Source organism: Pseudomonas sp. DP-17, assembly GCF_022380625.1.
GTDB lineage: Bacteria > Pseudomonadota > Gammaproteobacteria > Pseudomonadales > Pseudomonadaceae > Pseudomonas > Pseudomonas nitroreducens_A.
Genome location: NZ_JAKSXG010000008.1, coordinates 287,593 through 300,784, shown reverse-complemented (window position 1 = coordinate 300,784; position 13,192 = coordinate 287,593). Strand labels below are relative to the sequence as shown.

Genomic DNA, 13,192 nt, shown 5'->3' with positions numbered 1-13,192 from the left:
TAAACAATCACATCCAGCTGTGACTGGCGAGTCAACCCGACGACGCGGAATCATGTCCTCCCATACCACTTGCTCCCCAAAGGAGCCGGAGGACACCGTCATGGAACGCCCCCTCACCCGATCGGCAACCAACCCGTTTGCCGGGACACAGCAGACCCTCTGGCACCTGCTGCACCAATGGCACCAGAACGCCCGCACCCGCCGCCAGCTTGCCGAACTCACCAGCCTGCAACTGGCCGACCTGGGCATCAGCCCCAGCGAGCGTGTGAGAGAAATCTCGAAACCATTCTGGCGCTGAATGCTGGTGACGCCGGTCAGTCTTGGCTAGTCTGAGCACAGTTAGAGTGGCCGCCCCGGCCACCTTTGCTTGGTCTTATCCGGAGCCACTCCATGAAGAACAGCCTTCGCCTGATCGCCGCCGCTGCCCTGATCGGCTGCACCACTGGCGCCTTTGCCACCAGCTTCGTCTACACCACCGACCTGTCGGTACGCGCCACCGGCGCTACTTCCGACGGCACCTCGGACATCAGCAACTCCTTCAAGGACGACAAGATCGTCCTCGAAGCCCGTGACGACGCAGCCACCTTCGTTGCCAGCCAAGGCCAGATCCGCGGCGCACACCTGGAAGCCGCCCTCGCCCACATCCGCGGCAAGCTGCCGACCCTGGCCGCCGACGACCAGCAGCTGGCCCAGGCAATCCTCACCATCTGAGTGCTTCGCTGCTGAATCCCTCCCGCGCCGGGCGCTCCGCCCGGCGCTCTGCGCTGGCTCTCCACAGCGCATTCCGTTAGCCTTGTCGGCCGTGCTTTCCTGATCGTCCGAGCCCATGCGTACCCTGCTGTTCCTGTTGCCGCTACTGACCTGTTCCCTGCCCACCCAGGCATTCGACCAGACCACCCAGTTCCCGGTAGGGACCAGCTACGCCACCAGCCAGGTCACCAGCGCGCCCTTCGATAACAAACTGTTGCGCGGCGCCCGCGACGACGCGGCGCAGTTCGTGGCGACCGATGGAGCCCTGCGCGGTGCCCGCCTGGAGGCTGCGCTGCACTGGTTGCGCCAGCAGCATCCGGAACTGGCGGCGAACGATCGGGAACTGGCCGAAGCCATTCTTGCCAAGTAAGTCGTGAGCAGCCCCCGCTGCCCTTTCGGAGACATCCATGCGCCTCAGCTCGCTTTCCAAGAGCCCCCTGATCCTCGGCCTGCTGCTCGCTGCCTGCGCGTCCACCGCCCAGGCCCAATCGGTGGTCCGCGTGTTCAACATCACCACCAACGCCTTCGCCCGCAGCATCGACTTCACCTCGGACACCACCACCTCGGTGCGCGACATGAAGGTCGTCCGCGAAGCCCGTGACGATGCCGCCAGCTATGTCGGCAGCGACGGCGCGATCCGTGGTGCGCAGCTGGAAGCCGCGTTCAAGGTACTGCGCGAGCAGGTGCCACAGGCGCGCGAAGCCTCCGACCAGGACCTGGCCGAAGCCATCCTCGCTCTGTGAGACTCCGGGCTGGCCGCTGGCTGGCGGCCCTGGCACTGATAGTCGCCGCCAGCAGCCACGCCGCGCTGCGCCTGGAGCTGGACACCGACGGCCTGAGCGCCGCCCAGCGCCAGGCTAGCCAGCAACTGCTGGACGAAGCCCTGCACACCCTGCCGGACAGCTTCGTGCAGCGCCTGGACCGCAGCGTCCAGGTGCAATGGCGCGACGACCTGCCCAGCAATGGCATGGGGCGCACCCTACGCCCCGGCGCCATCGCCCTGAATACCCGCTATCTCGGCCCGCTCACCGACGGCAGCGCCGCCACCGAGCAGACCGGCCGTACCCATGGCACCCTGCGCCGCGAACTGCTGGCCACCCTGCTCCATGAGCTGACCCACCTCTACGACCGCGCCCGCCTCTGGGATACCGACGAAGGCCGGGTGATCCGCCGCTGCACGATGCGCGACAAGAGTCTCGGCCGCGTCGGCGCGCCGGACGATTGCCGTGGCCAGACTGGCCGCCGCTTCAGCCTCTCGGACGATCCACGCCTGCTCGACCTCGCTGGCTGGCCGCAATACGCCGGCAAGCATGGCGAACGCGAGCAGCACAACCGCTTCCTGCTGCGCAGCCCGGACAAGTACGAACTGACCAACCCGCGCGAGTATGTCGCGGTGAATATGGAGTACTTCCTCCTCGACCGCAGCTTCGCCTGCCGTCGCCCGGCGCTGTACCGCTACTACGCGGAACGCTTCGGCGAGCGCCCGCACGATGAATGCTCGACGCAATACGCCTACCTCAACGCCGGCCGCGACTTCGGTCGCCAGCCACTGGGTTACCTGGACCCTGAGCGCGTCTATGAGGTCGACTACCTGATCGCCGAGGCGAACAACGAGATCGCCAGCCGCTGGGGCCACACCATGCTGCGCCTGGTGGTCTGCGCGCCGGGACGCCCGCGCGGCCCGGCCTGCCGGCTGGACCTGGATCAACACCTGGTGCTGTCCTATCGAGCCTTCGTCGGCGACCTGCAGCTTTCCAGCTGGGACGGCCTGACCGGCGCCTACCCGTCGCGCCTGTTCGTGCTGCCGCTGTCCCAGGTCATCGAGGAGTACACCAAGGTCGAGCTGCGCAGCCTCGCCTCGATCCCGCTCAAGCTCAGCCGCGACGAAGTCGCCAGCCTGGTGGAGCGCGCTGCGCAGAGCCATTGGAGCTATGACGGCAACTACTACTTCCTGTCCAACAACTGCGCGGTGGAGACGCTCAAGCTGCTGCGCAGCGGCATCCAGCGCCAGAGCCTGCAGACCATGGACAGCATCACGCCCTACGGCGTGCTCGGCCTGCTGGAGAACAAGGGCATTGCCGACGCCAGCGTGCTGGACAACCCCAAGGAAGCGCTGCGTCTGGGCTATCGCTTCGACTCCTTCCGCGACCGCTACCAGGCCATGTTCGAGGTGTTGAAAAAACGCATGAACGTGCCGCAGGACAAGGTCGAAGACTGGCTCGCCCTCCCCGCCGTCGACCGCCGCCCGTGGTTCGACAAGGCCGACCTGCGCTCGAGCGCCGCCCTGCTGCTGCTCGAACAGGCCTCGCTGCGCCGCCAGCTGCTGCTGGCCCAGGACGAACTCAAGCGCCTCTACCTGAGCAACCCGGACGCCATGAAGAGCAAGCCGGACCTCGCGGCAGCCGGCAAGACGTTGCAGCAGATCCTCGACGACAGCGGCTTCCTCAGCCGCCCGGCCGAGCTGCTCGACGGCGGCTACGGCCTGCCCCAGGTGTCGGACACCGCGACCCTGGAAAAGCAGACCCAGCAGCGCCAGCAGCGCCTGCGCCAGCTCAGCGATAACCTCGACCGCGAAGTCCGCGCCCTGCTCACTCCGGAGCGTCGTGACGAGCTGGCCGCGCTGGAAGCCAACACCAAGCAGATCGGCGCGCACCTGCGCGAGCTGCACAAGGCGTCGGGCGGACTGGAGCTGCCTTAGCTGAAATGGCTTTCTGCAGGATGGGTCGAGCGAAGCGATAGCCACGCAGAGCCAGCGCCCGGCCGGTGATGGGTATCGCTTCGCTCCACACCATCCTACGTTGGCTTCCCCGACGAAGCCCGCTCGGGTCCTGCCACTCTAGAACCGCTCTTCCCACTCCTCTTCCAGCTGCTCGTCCAGGTGAATCCACGGCAGCCGGCTGTTCACCCAGATATGCCGGTTCGGCAGCACCGTGGCGACCTCATCCAGCGTCGCGGTGGTGACATCCAGCGTCTCCGGAGCCTGGTCCGTGAACAGGGCCAACTGGGCACCGCAGTGGTGGCAGAAGTAACGCACACAGGGCGGCGAGGAGCGGTACTCGGCAGGCTCGCCGTGAGTCCAGCGAAAACTCTTCAGCGGCACTGTCGCCCAGGTCGTGACGATACCGCCGGTGGTACGCCGGCAGATCGAGCAATGGCAATGGGCGACGTCCGTCAGTTCGGCATCGCATTCGTAACGCAGTTGGCCGCAATGGCAGCCGCCGGTATGCACGGCACTCATCGTTGATCCTCCCTTTTCAGTCGTACTCGGCTGCCTCATGGTCCCCCAGCAGACGCCGCTGGCGAGGTGTGCAGGCGGCGAGCACCTCGGGATTGAAGGTCCAGTCCAGGTAAGGCGAGAACTTCTGCGCGACCATCCGACGGCCATAGTGCACTTGAAGCAGGTAGCGCGTGTGCTCGCTCAGGTTGCGGCTGCCGGCGTGCCACAGGTCACTGCGAAACAACAGGCAATCGCCTGCGCTACAGAGCACCGGTTCGGCCACCCTGCCTGCCCATTCGCGCTCGTCGGGCGCAGGCGCGCGCCCCGCGCGGTGGCTGCCGGGGATCACCCAAGTGGGGCACAGCGCTTCGTCGATGTCATCGAGATAGACCTGCGCAGTGCAGACGAACATGGGCAGATCGATACCAGATCCCGGCAGCGCGACCGGCAGGTAGTCCTGGTGCATGTCGGCGCCGATGAAGCCGGGATGGCAGCGCCAGGCGGTCTGGCCGATCACGTGGCAATCAGTGCCCAATGCGGCCTCTGCCAGTTCGATCAGGCCCGGAGGGTCGAGATAGGGCAACCAGAGCGGCGAGCGGTTGAACACGCACTTGTAGTGATCGACCAAACCTTCGTAGTCCCAGTGATATGGCTTAAGCCCATCGATCAATCCGCGGACCCTTGCCACCTGCTGCGCATTGAGCACGCCGCGCAGCAGGACGAAGCCGTCCTCATGCAGGGCCTGCAGGCTGCCAGTCACGCCGGCTCTCCGGCGCCCAACCGGATCTGCGCACTCTCCAGCGCCGCGAGAAAGGTCCGCAGCATTTGCCCCGGCTCCACGCCCTGCCGGGTCACGCAGTGGAATTCCGAGACAAATGCCAGCTGCGCCGGCCGGATCGCCCGCAGTCGTTGCTGTGCGACCCATTCGGCTGCGTAGTGGGTGGGCAGATAGCCGATGAAGGTCCCGCTGAACACCAGGTTGGCGATGGCTTCCATGCTGTACGCGATGGTGGAGCGACGGAAGTCCAGCCCATGGGGCAGGCGGCTTTCGTTCATGTAGCCGCGCCCGACGTATTCGGCGGCGGCGATCTGATCCAGCGAAGGTTCGTCCTGCGCGCAATCGAAGAACGGATGTCCCGGGGCGCAATAGAGATTCTGCTCTTCTCGGAACAGCGGCTGATAACACAATCCCGACAGCCGATGGTGGAAGGCGCCGACGGCCAGCTGCAGGCGCTCCTCCAGCACGGCGTTTTCCAGCTCGTCCGGGCGCTGGGTATGCAGGTTCAGGCGGACCCGCGGAAAGCTCTCGCGGAACAGCCGGATCGCCAGGGGCAGCGGCCAGCACTGCTGGCCGAGCACGCCGTCGACGCAGCCCAGGTGCAGAATCTCCCGATCGCGCCCGCCCAGGCCCGTCACCTGTTCGCGGAAGCGGCCGATATCGGCGAACAACCCGAGCGCCGCTTCGTACAGCTGCTGCCCTTCCTCGGTGAGCTGGAAGCCGCTGCTGCCGCGGCGGCAGAGCGAATAGCCCAGGCGCAGTTCGAGGTCGCGCACCAGCACGCTCAGCCGCGACAGGCTGGTGTTCAGGCGCACCTGAGCGGCGGTGAAGCCGCCTGCTTCGACTATGGTGCAGAAGGTGCGCAGCAGGCGCAGGTCGATATCGGAAAGATTGCCCAGCATGGGAGTTCTCGTGGCGACGGCCGCAGGCCTTTCGTTATAGCCCCGAGCGCGCCGCCCCGTGAACCCCCAGGGCAGTCAGCGGCGCGCGGCGACCGAATCGGCCAGGACGCAGAGCAGCTCGAACATCAGGGTGGCGCCCACCAGCGCGGTCGCCCCGCCCTGGTCGAACGGCGGCGAAACCTCCACCACGTCGGCGCCGATCAGGTTCAGCCCCTGCAGCCCGCGGATCATGTGCTGAGCCTCCAGCGTCGTCATGCCGCCGATCTCCGGCGTTCCGGTGCCCGGGGCGAAGGCCGGGTCGAGTACGTCGACGTCGAAGGTGACGTAGGTTGGCTCCTGTCCCACCACCCGGCGCACTTCGGCCAGCGTAGCGGCGACGCCCAGATCGGCGAACTCTTCCATGTGGATCACCCGGATGCCCTGCTCGTTGGCAAAGGCCTCGTCGTCGGCGTCATAGATCGAGCCGCGGATGCCGATCTGCACGGTGCGTTTCGGGTCCAGCAGTCCTTCCTCGATGGCACGGCGGAATGGCGTGCCATGGGTGTAGGGGTTGTCGCCGAAGTAGCGGTCGTTGGTATCGGAGTGGGCGTCGAAATGCACCATGCCGACGGGCCGCTCGGCGGCCAGCGCACGGAAGATCGGCAGGGTCACCAGGTGATCGCCGCCCACCGACAGCGGGATGGTGCCCGCGGCGTGAATGCGCCGGTAGAAGCCTTCGATCTGCTTGAGCGAATCGAGCAGGTCGATGGGGTTCACCGGGGCGTCGCCGATGTCGCCGATGCGCAGCAGGTCATAGGGCGCGATGTGGCTGACGTGGTGCACCTTGCGCATCAGGCTCGACTGGTTGCGCACCTCGCGCGGGCCATGCCGGGCGCCGGCGCGGTTGGTGGTGCCGCCATCCCAGGGCACGCCAATCAGGGCGATATCCACCTGCGCCGGGTCCTCGAAGATGGGCAGGCGCATGAAGCTGGGGATGCCGGCGAAACGCGGTACCTGCGCAGCATCCAGGGGCTGCGGGAAATCCTTGGGCATTGTCGGTTCCTTGTAATGAGGTAATCAGTCAGTGCCTCGCCAGCTTCGAATGCCCCCTTCCTCGATCAAATCCCCAAGTTCGCAAGCCAGCTTTCGCTCCCGCGAAAGTCACCACCAAAGCCGCGGCGGCCCGGGTTGCGGCCTTGTACGGCTTTTTGGGGAAAAACTTCGTCCTCGCCAAGTGCTTGATTGGTATACGTATGTTATCGTTGTCTACTCTGTATACAGCGTAAACGGAGCTGTTCAAAAAGTGACCACTGTTGTTTCGTTCCGCGCCGATGACGCCCTCGTGGCGGCGCTGGACCAACTGGCCCGCGCCACCCACCGGGACCGGCCCTACCACCTGCGCCAGGCGCTGGCGCAGTACCTGGAGCGCCAGAGCTGGCACGTAGCGGCAATCGATGAAGGAGTGGCGGACGCCGATGCCGGCCACCTGCTGGATCACGCAGCCATCGAAGCCAAGTGGGCGCTGGCATGAGCCTGCAATGGACGCACAAGGCCGCAGCAGACCTGGACGCCATCTACGACCACTACGTCGTGCTGATCGGCCCGGAAAAGGCGCTGCGCGCCATCCAGGACATCGTCGAGCAGGTGCGCCCACTGGCGAACCTGGAGAAGAGCAGCAGCGGCGTGCCCAGCGAGGTACCCGGCGTGCGCGAGCTACCGGTGGAGCGCTGGCCGTACCAGGCCGCTTTTCGGCTGAAAGGGCGTTCTGTACAGATTTTGCGCATCGACCGTGTGGATAACTCGGGGTAAAAGTGGCCACACGGTTACAAGATGTTTCAAACTATTGACTTTCGGTTTTTGTACGAAAAATGTATAAGCGACCTAAATTCAATAAATTGGTCGATTTTCCGACTTGAAATGTAGCTTTGGATTTTTAATGACCATTTATTAACCAATGGTCATTAGGCCTGAGTGACGTTTGGTTTTTTTCAGGCAATAAAAAACCCGGCCTTGGCCGGGTTTTTCGTTTTCGCGTTTTCTCCGCCAGCGCTATCAGGCGACTTGCCAGTTCACCGGCAGTTGGCCTTCTTTCCAGGCAAAACGGTCGAGGTGGCTGACCACCACGTTCTGCAGGCGCTCGAGGCTTTCTGCATCAGTGGACTCGGCATCCATCAGCAGCGCTGATGGCGTGGCGTGCAGGCGGCAGGTGCCGAAATCGAAGGGCAGTAAGCCACGGTCGTCGGTCAGTTCGACCGGCAGCTTGTGGGCAAAGTGGTTGCACAGGCGCTTGAGATAGCGCGCGGCATCGGGGGTGGGGACGTGGGCGCGGCTCGAAGGCATCTTTTCTCTTCTCCATTTTTGGGAGCTGACATCCTAGGCGCCGGCAATCAAGGGAAAAACCCGCTATTTTGCCTTTCACTCTTTAGCGGAGCTTCACAATGGACAATCTTCGCGGCATGGCGGTGTTCGCCACCGTGGTCGCTCGCGGTTCCATGGCCGCGGCGGCCGAGGCGCTGGGCATGACGCCTTCGGCAATCAGCCAGCAGATCCGCAAGCTCGAAGCGCATGCCCAGGTCACGCTGCTGCACCGCACAACCCGCAAGCTGACGCTGACCGAAGCCGGCGAAGCCTTCTATCGGAGTTGCGCGCAGATGCTGGCCATCGCCGAGGAAGCAGAGCAGCGCCTGGGCGAATGGCGCGAAGCGCCGGTGGGGGAATTGCGCCTGGCGGCGCCAGTGGGGTTCTCCGGCAAGCTGATCACCGAGGCGCTGCGCCCGCTGCTGGAAAACCACCGCCAGCTGCGCCTGCAACTGTTCTTCCACGATGAACAGATCGACATGATCGAGCAGCGCATCGACCTCGCCATCCGCGTGGGCAGCCTGTCCGATTCCAGCCTGGTGGCGCGGCACCTGGCCGAGTGGAACAACGTCATCTGCGCTGCGCCTGGCTACCTGCGACGACTACCGGTCATTGACCATCCGCAGCAGTTGCAAGGCGTCGACTGGCTCGCCCTGAACACCATGGCACACCAGGGCTACCTGAATTTCAGCGGGCCGGGCGGGGAGAGCTGCAAGCTGCGGCTCGAAGCGCGAGTCGCCGCCAACAGCATGATCGCCCTGCGCCAGTTCACCCTCGACGGCCTTGGCGTTTCCGCCCAGCCGGAGCCGGAAGTCCGCGAGGCGCTGGAGGAGGGCAGGCTGGTGCGGCTGCTGCCGGAATGGACACTGCCGCCGTTCGGCATCTATGCCGTCACCCCGCGCCGCGATGCCCAGCCGGCCAAGGTGAAGGTCGCCATCGAGGCACTGCGCCGGCACCTGGGCGGCTCCACTACGCTGCGCTTCCACGCACCGGTCTGAGGCGCGCTACCATGGTTGTCCTGATGACCGGAGTGAATACGACATGGCCCTGAACTGGACCTGCAAGCACCATCGCGACCTGACCAAGGAAGAGCTCTACGCCATCCTGCAACTGCGCACCGAAGTCTTCGTGGTGGAGCAGAAATGCCCCTACCAGGAAGTCGATGGCCTGGACCTGGTCGGCGACACCTGCCACCTGATGGTGGAAGAAGACGGCCAGCTGATCGGCTACCTGCGCCTGCTGGACCCTCAACGCCACGACGGCGACGCGGTGATCGGCCGCGTGGTGATCGCCCCGCAGGGCCGCGGCACCGGCCTCGGGCACCAGCTCATGGAGCAGGCGCTGCGGGCCATCGCCCAGCGCTGGCCAGGACTGCCGGTGTACCTCTCGGCCCAGGCGCACCTGCAGGGCTACTACGGTCGATATGGCTTCTCGCCGGTGACCGAGGTTTATCTGGAAGACGACATCCCGCACATCGGTATGCGCCGCGAGGCGTGATTCAGACCGGATAATGCCGGCCAAGGAAATCCCCCAGCAGCGCGTTGACCCGCTCCGGCTGCTGGTTCTGGATCCAGTGGCCGCAGTGCTCCAGCACATGCTGTTCAAGGTTGGGCACATGCTCGGGCATGCGCTGCACGGTGTAGGCCTCGAAACGGCCGACCGGGTCACGGTCGCCGATCAGGAACAGCGTCGGTTGCTCGACCTTGCGCCCGGCCAGCGGCTCGGTCCGCTGCCAGCTGCGCTCGAAGTTGCGGTACCAGTTCAGCGCGCCGTAGAAACCACGCCCCTCGAAGGTCCGCACATACCACTGGAAGTCCTCGGCGCTGCACCAGTCCGGGTGCGCCGGCGGTTGCGACAGGCCGTCGAACAGGCGACCGTCGGGTGACTGATCCGGGGCGAGGCGCACGTTGTCGCCGAGGAAGTGGCGCAGGCTCTGGGCGATGTCCGCGTCCAGCTCCGCCTCGGCGCGGCCGGGCTGCTGGAAGTAAAGGATGTAGAAGAACTTGCCGGCGAATACCTCGCGCATGATCTCCACCGGCGGGCGTTTTGCGCGGCCAGCGAAGGGCACCGATAGCGTCGCCAGCACCTCCACGCGCTGTGGCTCCAGCAGCGCCAGGTGCCACGCCACCGGTGCGCCCCAGTCATGCCCGACCATCGCCACGCGCTCATGTCCCAGCGCATCCATGGCGCCCTGGATGTCCGCGCAGAGCGTGAGCACGTCGTAGGCGTCCACCTCCTGCGGCGCGCTGGTCTGGCCGTAGCCACGCATTTCCGGGACGAACACGCGGTAGCCGGCAGCCGCGAGGGCGCGCATCTGGTGCTGCCAGGAATGCCAGCACTCAGGGAAGCCGTGCAGCAACCACACCGGCTTGCCGTCCGCCGGCCCGCAACTGTAGAGGCTGAGCTGGATGCCGTTGACCGCCAGCACCTGGTGCTCGAACTCGTTCATGGCGCACGCTCCGTAAAAGGTGAGGTTCACTATGCCAATCCCGGCGCGCCGGCCGAACCCCATTCACCAGACGAATGAACGGACCTGGCCCGGGCAAGCGACCCACTCGGCAAAGCGGCGCGGGAAAACGGCGGATAATGCACGGCACCTTTACCGACCCCGTTTCAGGAAGGACCTCCATGAGAAGCCAGCCCAACGCCGAGCTCTGTCCGGAACTCGACGCCATCCTGCGGGCCGAACTGCGCGCCGGCAACCAACTTGGCGAAGGCCCCGTGCGCACCGACTGGCCGCAGCCCGGCTCGATCTACGCGGCCCTTCGCGACAGCCTGAAGACACGCAAACCGAGCGAATCCGGCCCCGTGCGCCATTCGATCTGCCGCGACCCGCACTATGGCTGGAACGACGAATGCTACTGCGAGCTGCATGGCGATCTGCTGGTCGCCGGCAGCACGCAAAAGCCATGATTCGGAAGCGTAGGAGCGGACTCTGTCCGCGACAGGCGTCCAGCGCGAAGTGCGCCAGCCTCGCAGCGGTTTCGCTCACGAGCAACGAGCCGGGCCCCCTTGACGCTACGAAAAGCCTTGCAATCCCCCACTAAAAAACAGCATCGTATTCTGCACAGCGAAACATCATTCCGTTAAAACAACAGAAAAACGGAGCAACGCATGTCAGAAGCGGTACAGCTCGAACGCCGGGGCGAGATAGCCCTGGTAACGGTCGACAACCCACCGGTGAACGCCCTCGGACATGCCGTCCGCGCCGGGCTGCTCGCTGCCTTCCAGCAGGCCGAGGCCGATCCGCAGGTGCGGGCGGTGGTGCTGCTGTGCTCTGGGCGCACCTTCATGGCTGGCGCCGATATCCGCGAGTTCGGCAAGCCGCCGCAAGCGCCCTCCCTGCCCGAAGTGGTCGATGTTCTCGAAGGCGCCAGCAAACCCAGCGTCGCCGTGATCCACGGCACCGCCCTGGGCGGCGGGCTGGAAGTCGCCCTGGCCTGCCATTACCGCATCGCCCGGCGTGACGCCCAGGTCGGCCTGCCGGAAGTGAAGCTCGGCCTGCTGCCCGGCGCCGGAGGCACCCAGCGCCTGCCGCGCCTGGCCGGCGTCGAGAAGGCCCTGGACATGATCGTCTCCGGCACGCCGATCCGCGCGCCAGAAGCCTTCGAATTCACCGTCGTCGACGAGTTGTTCGACGGCGACCCGATCGAAGCCGGGCTCGCCTACGCCCAGCGCCTACTGGCGGACGGCAAGGGCCCGCGCCGCACCGGCGAATGCAACGGGCGCGTACAGCAAAGCGGCCTGGCCGAGCTGATCGCCCACAAGCGCGGCGAAGTGCAGAAGCGCCTTCCCGGTCAGTTCTCGCCGCAACGCTGCATCGACGCCGTGGAAGCCGCCACCCAGCTGCCGCTGCGCGACGGCCTGGTGCGCGAGCGCGAGTTGTTCATGCAGTGCATGGAATCGCCGCAGCGCGCCGCGCTGATCCACGCCTTCTTCGCCGAGCGCGAAGCGGCGCGGGTCGAAGGGCTGCCGGCCGATGTACAACCACGGGAAATTCGCCGCGCCGCCGTTGTGGGCGGCGGCACCATGGGCATTGGCATCGCCCTGTGCTTCGCCAACGCCGGCCTCCCGGTGCAACTGCTGGAAGTGAGCGAAGAGGCCCTGCAACGCGGCCTCGACCGCGCCCGAAGCCTGTACGCCGCCAGCGTGGCACGCGGCAGCCTGGGCGCTGAAGAGATGGAACGGCGCATGGGCCTGATCAGTGGCGTGCTCGACTACGCCGCGCTGGGCGATGCCGACGTGGTGGTCGAGGCCGTGTTCGAGAGCCTCGACGTGAAGCGCCAGGTCTTCGAACGACTGGACGCGGTCTGCAAACCCGGCGCGATCCTCGCCAGCAATACGTCCTCGCTGGACCTCGATGAGATCGCCGCCTTTACCCAACGCCCGCAGGACGTGGTCGGCCTGCATTTCTTCAGCCCGGCCAACGTCATGCGCCTGCTCGAAGTGGTACGCGGCAAGGCCACCTCGGACGTCGTGCTGGCCACCGCCATGCAGTTGGGCAAGCGCCTGAAGAAGGTTGCGGTGGCGGTCGGCGTGTGCGATGGCTTCGTCGGCAACCGCATGATCTTCCAGTACGGCCGGCAGGCCGAGTTCCTGCTGGAGGAGGGCGCCACACCGGCGCAGGTGGACCGCGCGCTACGCAGCTTCGGCATGGCCATGGGGCCATTGGCAGTGCGCGACCTGTCCGGCCTGGACATCAGTCACGCGATCCGCTCGCGCCAGCGGCCGAACCTCAAGCCCGGCCAGACGCTGCCCACCGTGCTCGATCACCTGATCGCCGCCGGCATGCTCGGGCAGAAGACCGGCACCGGCTTCTACCGCTACGCCGAAGGCGGCCGCGCCCCGCAGGACAACCCGGCGCTGCCGGCCATGCTGGAACAGGCCGCGGCCGAACGCGGTATTACCCGCGCGCCAGTGACTGACGAGGAGATCGTCGAGCGCTGTATCTACTCACTGGTCAACGAGGCCGCCAACATCCTCGACGAAGGCATCGCCCAGCGCGCCAGCGACGTCGATGTGATCTTCCTCAACGGCTACGGCTTCCCCAGCTGGCGCGGCGGCCCGTTGTTCCATGCCGACAGCGTGGGCCTGTCGCACGTGCTCGAAAGAATCCGCGAGTTCCACCAGCGCCTCGGCGGGTGGTGGAAGCCCGCACCGCTGCTCGAACGCCTGGTGGCCGAAGGCCGCCGCTTCGCCGATCTGTAG

Annotated in this window: 17 protein-coding genes; 11 read left to right on the top strand and 6 right to left on the bottom strand. The window is 65.9% G+C overall.

Going from position 1 to position 13,192, the window contains the following annotated elements; translation table 11 throughout:
* Positions 1 to 100 precede the first annotated feature (100 nt).
* The 5 genes from MJ122_RS14350 (at position 101) to MJ122_RS14330 (ending at position 3,448) form a co-directional block, all read left to right on the top strand.
* Complete coding sequence (locus MJ122_RS14350; RefSeq protein ID WP_088420540.1) at positions 101 to 298, top strand: DUF1127 domain-containing protein; 198 nt, start codon at positions 101 to 103, stop codon at positions 296 to 298.
* Between the two features lie 92 nt (positions 299 to 390).
* Positions 391 to 711 (top strand): DUF2388 domain-containing protein, encoded by a 321-nt coding sequence (locus MJ122_RS14345; protein WP_088420542.1) that lies wholly within the window; start codon positions 391 to 393, stop codon positions 709 to 711.
* A 115-nt stretch (positions 712 to 826) separates the two neighbouring features.
* Positions 827 to 1,120, top strand: a complete 294-nt coding sequence (locus MJ122_RS14340) for a DUF2388 domain-containing protein (RefSeq protein WP_088420544.1) — start codon at positions 827 to 829, stop codon at positions 1,118 to 1,120.
* Between the two features lie 37 nt (positions 1,121 to 1,157).
* Positions 1,158 to 1,493 (top strand): DUF2388 domain-containing protein, encoded by a 336-nt coding sequence (locus MJ122_RS14335; protein ID WP_017517696.1) that lies wholly within the window; start codon positions 1,158 to 1,160, stop codon positions 1,491 to 1,493.
* Entirely contained in the window at positions 1,490 to 3,448 is a 1,959-nt protein-coding gene (locus tag MJ122_RS14330; RefSeq protein WP_239744612.1) for a DUF4105 domain-containing protein, read from the top strand. Before MJ122_RS14335 ends, MJ122_RS14330 begins: the two co-directional genes overlap by 4 nt.
* Before the next feature lie 138 nt (positions 3,449 to 3,586).
* Here the strand turns inward: MJ122_RS14330 and MJ122_RS14325 are convergent, their stop codons facing one another.
* The 4 genes from MJ122_RS14325 to speB all read right to left on the bottom strand — a co-directional run bounded on the left by MJ122_RS14325 (position 3,587) and on the right by speB (position 6,679).
* Positions 3,587 to 3,988 carry a GFA family protein gene (locus MJ122_RS14325; RefSeq protein ID WP_239744611.1) on the bottom strand — a complete coding sequence of 134 codons (402 nt, stop codon included), beginning with the start codon at positions 3,986 to 3,988 and terminating at the stop codon, positions 3,587 to 3,589.
* A 16-nt stretch (positions 3,989 to 4,004) separates the two neighbouring features.
* Positions 4,005 to 4,727 carry a phytanoyl-CoA dioxygenase family protein gene (locus MJ122_RS14320; protein ID WP_239744610.1) on the bottom strand — a complete coding sequence of 241 codons (723 nt, stop codon included), beginning with the start codon at positions 4,725 to 4,727 and terminating at the stop codon, positions 4,005 to 4,007.
* A complete protein-coding gene (locus tag MJ122_RS14315) occupies positions 4,724 to 5,647 on the bottom strand; it encodes a LysR family transcriptional regulator (protein WP_239744609.1) in 924 nt (307 codons plus the stop codon). Before MJ122_RS14315 ends, MJ122_RS14320 begins: the two co-directional genes overlap by 4 nt.
* 75 nt (positions 5,648 to 5,722) lie before the next feature.
* The gene (speB, locus tag MJ122_RS14310) at positions 5,723 to 6,679 is read right to left on the bottom strand and encodes an agmatinase (protein WP_239744608.1); all 957 of its coding nucleotides are present in this window, start codon (positions 6,677 to 6,679) and stop codon (positions 5,723 to 5,725) included.
* A 250-nt stretch (positions 6,680 to 6,929) separates the two neighbouring features.
* Here speB and MJ122_RS14305 point away from each other — a divergent pair, with 250 nt between their 5' ends.
* The gene (locus MJ122_RS14305; RefSeq protein WP_088420556.1) at positions 6,930 to 7,157 is read left to right on the top strand and encodes a CopG family ribbon-helix-helix protein; all 228 of its coding nucleotides are present in this window, start codon (positions 6,930 to 6,932) and stop codon (positions 7,155 to 7,157) included.
* On the top strand, positions 7,154 to 7,435 hold the full coding sequence (locus tag MJ122_RS14300; protein WP_017517689.1) for a type II toxin-antitoxin system RelE/ParE family toxin: 282 nt from the start codon (positions 7,154 to 7,156) through the stop codon (positions 7,433 to 7,435). Before MJ122_RS14305 ends, MJ122_RS14300 begins: the two co-directional genes overlap by 4 nt.
* Positions 7,436 to 7,678: 243 nt before the next feature.
* Here the strand turns inward: MJ122_RS14300 and MJ122_RS14295 are convergent, their stop codons facing one another.
* Entirely contained in the window at positions 7,679 to 7,966 is a 288-nt protein-coding gene (locus MJ122_RS14295; RefSeq protein WP_239744607.1) for a DUF2218 domain-containing protein, read from the bottom strand.
* 98 nt (positions 7,967 to 8,064) lie between these two features.
* Between MJ122_RS14295 and MJ122_RS14290 the strand changes: the two genes are divergently transcribed.
* Together MJ122_RS14290 and MJ122_RS14285 are read left to right on the top strand one after the other, a co-directional pair.
* Complete coding sequence (locus MJ122_RS14290; RefSeq protein ID WP_239744606.1) at positions 8,065 to 8,982, top strand: LysR family transcriptional regulator; 918 nt, start codon at positions 8,065 to 8,067, stop codon at positions 8,980 to 8,982.
* Between the two features lie 43 nt (positions 8,983 to 9,025).
* Positions 9,026 to 9,481 (top strand): GNAT family N-acetyltransferase, encoded by a 456-nt coding sequence (locus tag MJ122_RS14285; protein ID WP_239744605.1) that lies wholly within the window; start codon positions 9,026 to 9,028, stop codon positions 9,479 to 9,481.
* Position 9,482: 1 nt separating this feature from the next.
* Here the strand turns inward: MJ122_RS14285 and MJ122_RS14280 are convergent, their stop codons facing one another.
* Entirely contained in the window at positions 9,483 to 10,433 is a 951-nt protein-coding gene (locus tag MJ122_RS14280; protein ID WP_239744604.1) for an alpha/beta hydrolase, read from the bottom strand.
* Positions 10,434 to 10,612: 179 nt separating this feature from the next.
* Between MJ122_RS14280 and MJ122_RS14275 the strand changes: the two genes are divergently transcribed.
* Complete coding sequence (locus MJ122_RS14275) at positions 10,613 to 10,897, top strand: hypothetical protein (protein WP_088420566.1); 285 nt, start codon at positions 10,613 to 10,615, stop codon at positions 10,895 to 10,897.
* 201 nt (positions 10,898 to 11,098) lie between these two features.
* Positions 11,099 to 13,192: a 3-hydroxyacyl-CoA dehydrogenase NAD-binding domain-containing protein gene (locus MJ122_RS14270; protein WP_239744603.1), complete on the top strand. Its 2,094-nt coding sequence runs from the start codon at positions 11,099 to 11,101 to the stop codon at positions 13,190 to 13,192.

What these genes read in the sequence shown, in the direction of transcription:
- MJ122_RS14350 (WP_088420540.1), top strand. Translation starts at nt 101, where the DNA reads ATGGAACGCCCCCTCACCCGATCGGCAACCAACCCGTTTGCCGGGACA.
- MJ122_RS14345 (WP_088420542.1), top strand. Translation starts at nt 391, where the DNA reads ATGAAGAACAGCCTTCGCCTGATCGCCGCCGCTGCCCTGATCGGCTGC.
- MJ122_RS14340 (WP_088420544.1), top strand. Translation starts at nt 827, where the DNA reads ATGCGTACCCTGCTGTTCCTGTTGCCGCTACTGACCTGTTCCCTGCCC.
- MJ122_RS14335 (WP_017517696.1), top strand. Translation starts at nt 1,158, where the DNA reads ATGCGCCTCAGCTCGCTTTCCAAGAGCCCCCTGATCCTCGGCCTGCTG.
- MJ122_RS14325 (WP_239744611.1), bottom strand. Translation starts at nt 3,988, where the DNA reads ATGAGTGCCGTGCATACCGGCGGCTGCCATTGCGGCCAACTGCGTTAC.
- MJ122_RS14315 (WP_239744609.1), bottom strand. Translation starts at nt 5,647, where the DNA reads ATGCTGGGCAATCTTTCCGATATCGACCTGCGCCTGCTGCGCACCTTC.
- speB (WP_239744608.1), bottom strand. Translation starts at nt 6,679, where the DNA reads ATGCCCAAGGATTTCCCGCAGCCCCTGGATGCTGCGCAGGTACCGCGT.
- MJ122_RS14300 (WP_017517689.1), top strand. Translation starts at nt 7,154, where the DNA reads ATGAGCCTGCAATGGACGCACAAGGCCGCAGCAGACCTGGACGCCATC.
- MJ122_RS14295 (WP_239744607.1), bottom strand. Translation starts at nt 7,966, where the DNA reads ATGCCTTCGAGCCGCGCCCACGTCCCCACCCCCGATGCCGCGCGCTAT.
- MJ122_RS14290 (WP_239744606.1), top strand. Translation starts at nt 8,065, where the DNA reads ATGGACAATCTTCGCGGCATGGCGGTGTTCGCCACCGTGGTCGCTCGC.
- MJ122_RS14285 (WP_239744605.1), top strand. Translation starts at nt 9,026, where the DNA reads ATGGCCCTGAACTGGACCTGCAAGCACCATCGCGACCTGACCAAGGAA.
- MJ122_RS14280 (WP_239744604.1), bottom strand. Translation starts at nt 10,433, where the DNA reads ATGAACGAGTTCGAGCACCAGGTGCTGGCGGTCAACGGCATCCAGCTC.
- MJ122_RS14275 (WP_088420566.1), top strand. Translation starts at nt 10,613, where the DNA reads ATGAGAAGCCAGCCCAACGCCGAGCTCTGTCCGGAACTCGACGCCATC.
- MJ122_RS14270 (WP_239744603.1), top strand. Translation starts at nt 11,099, where the DNA reads ATGTCAGAAGCGGTACAGCTCGAACGCCGGGGCGAGATAGCCCTGGTA.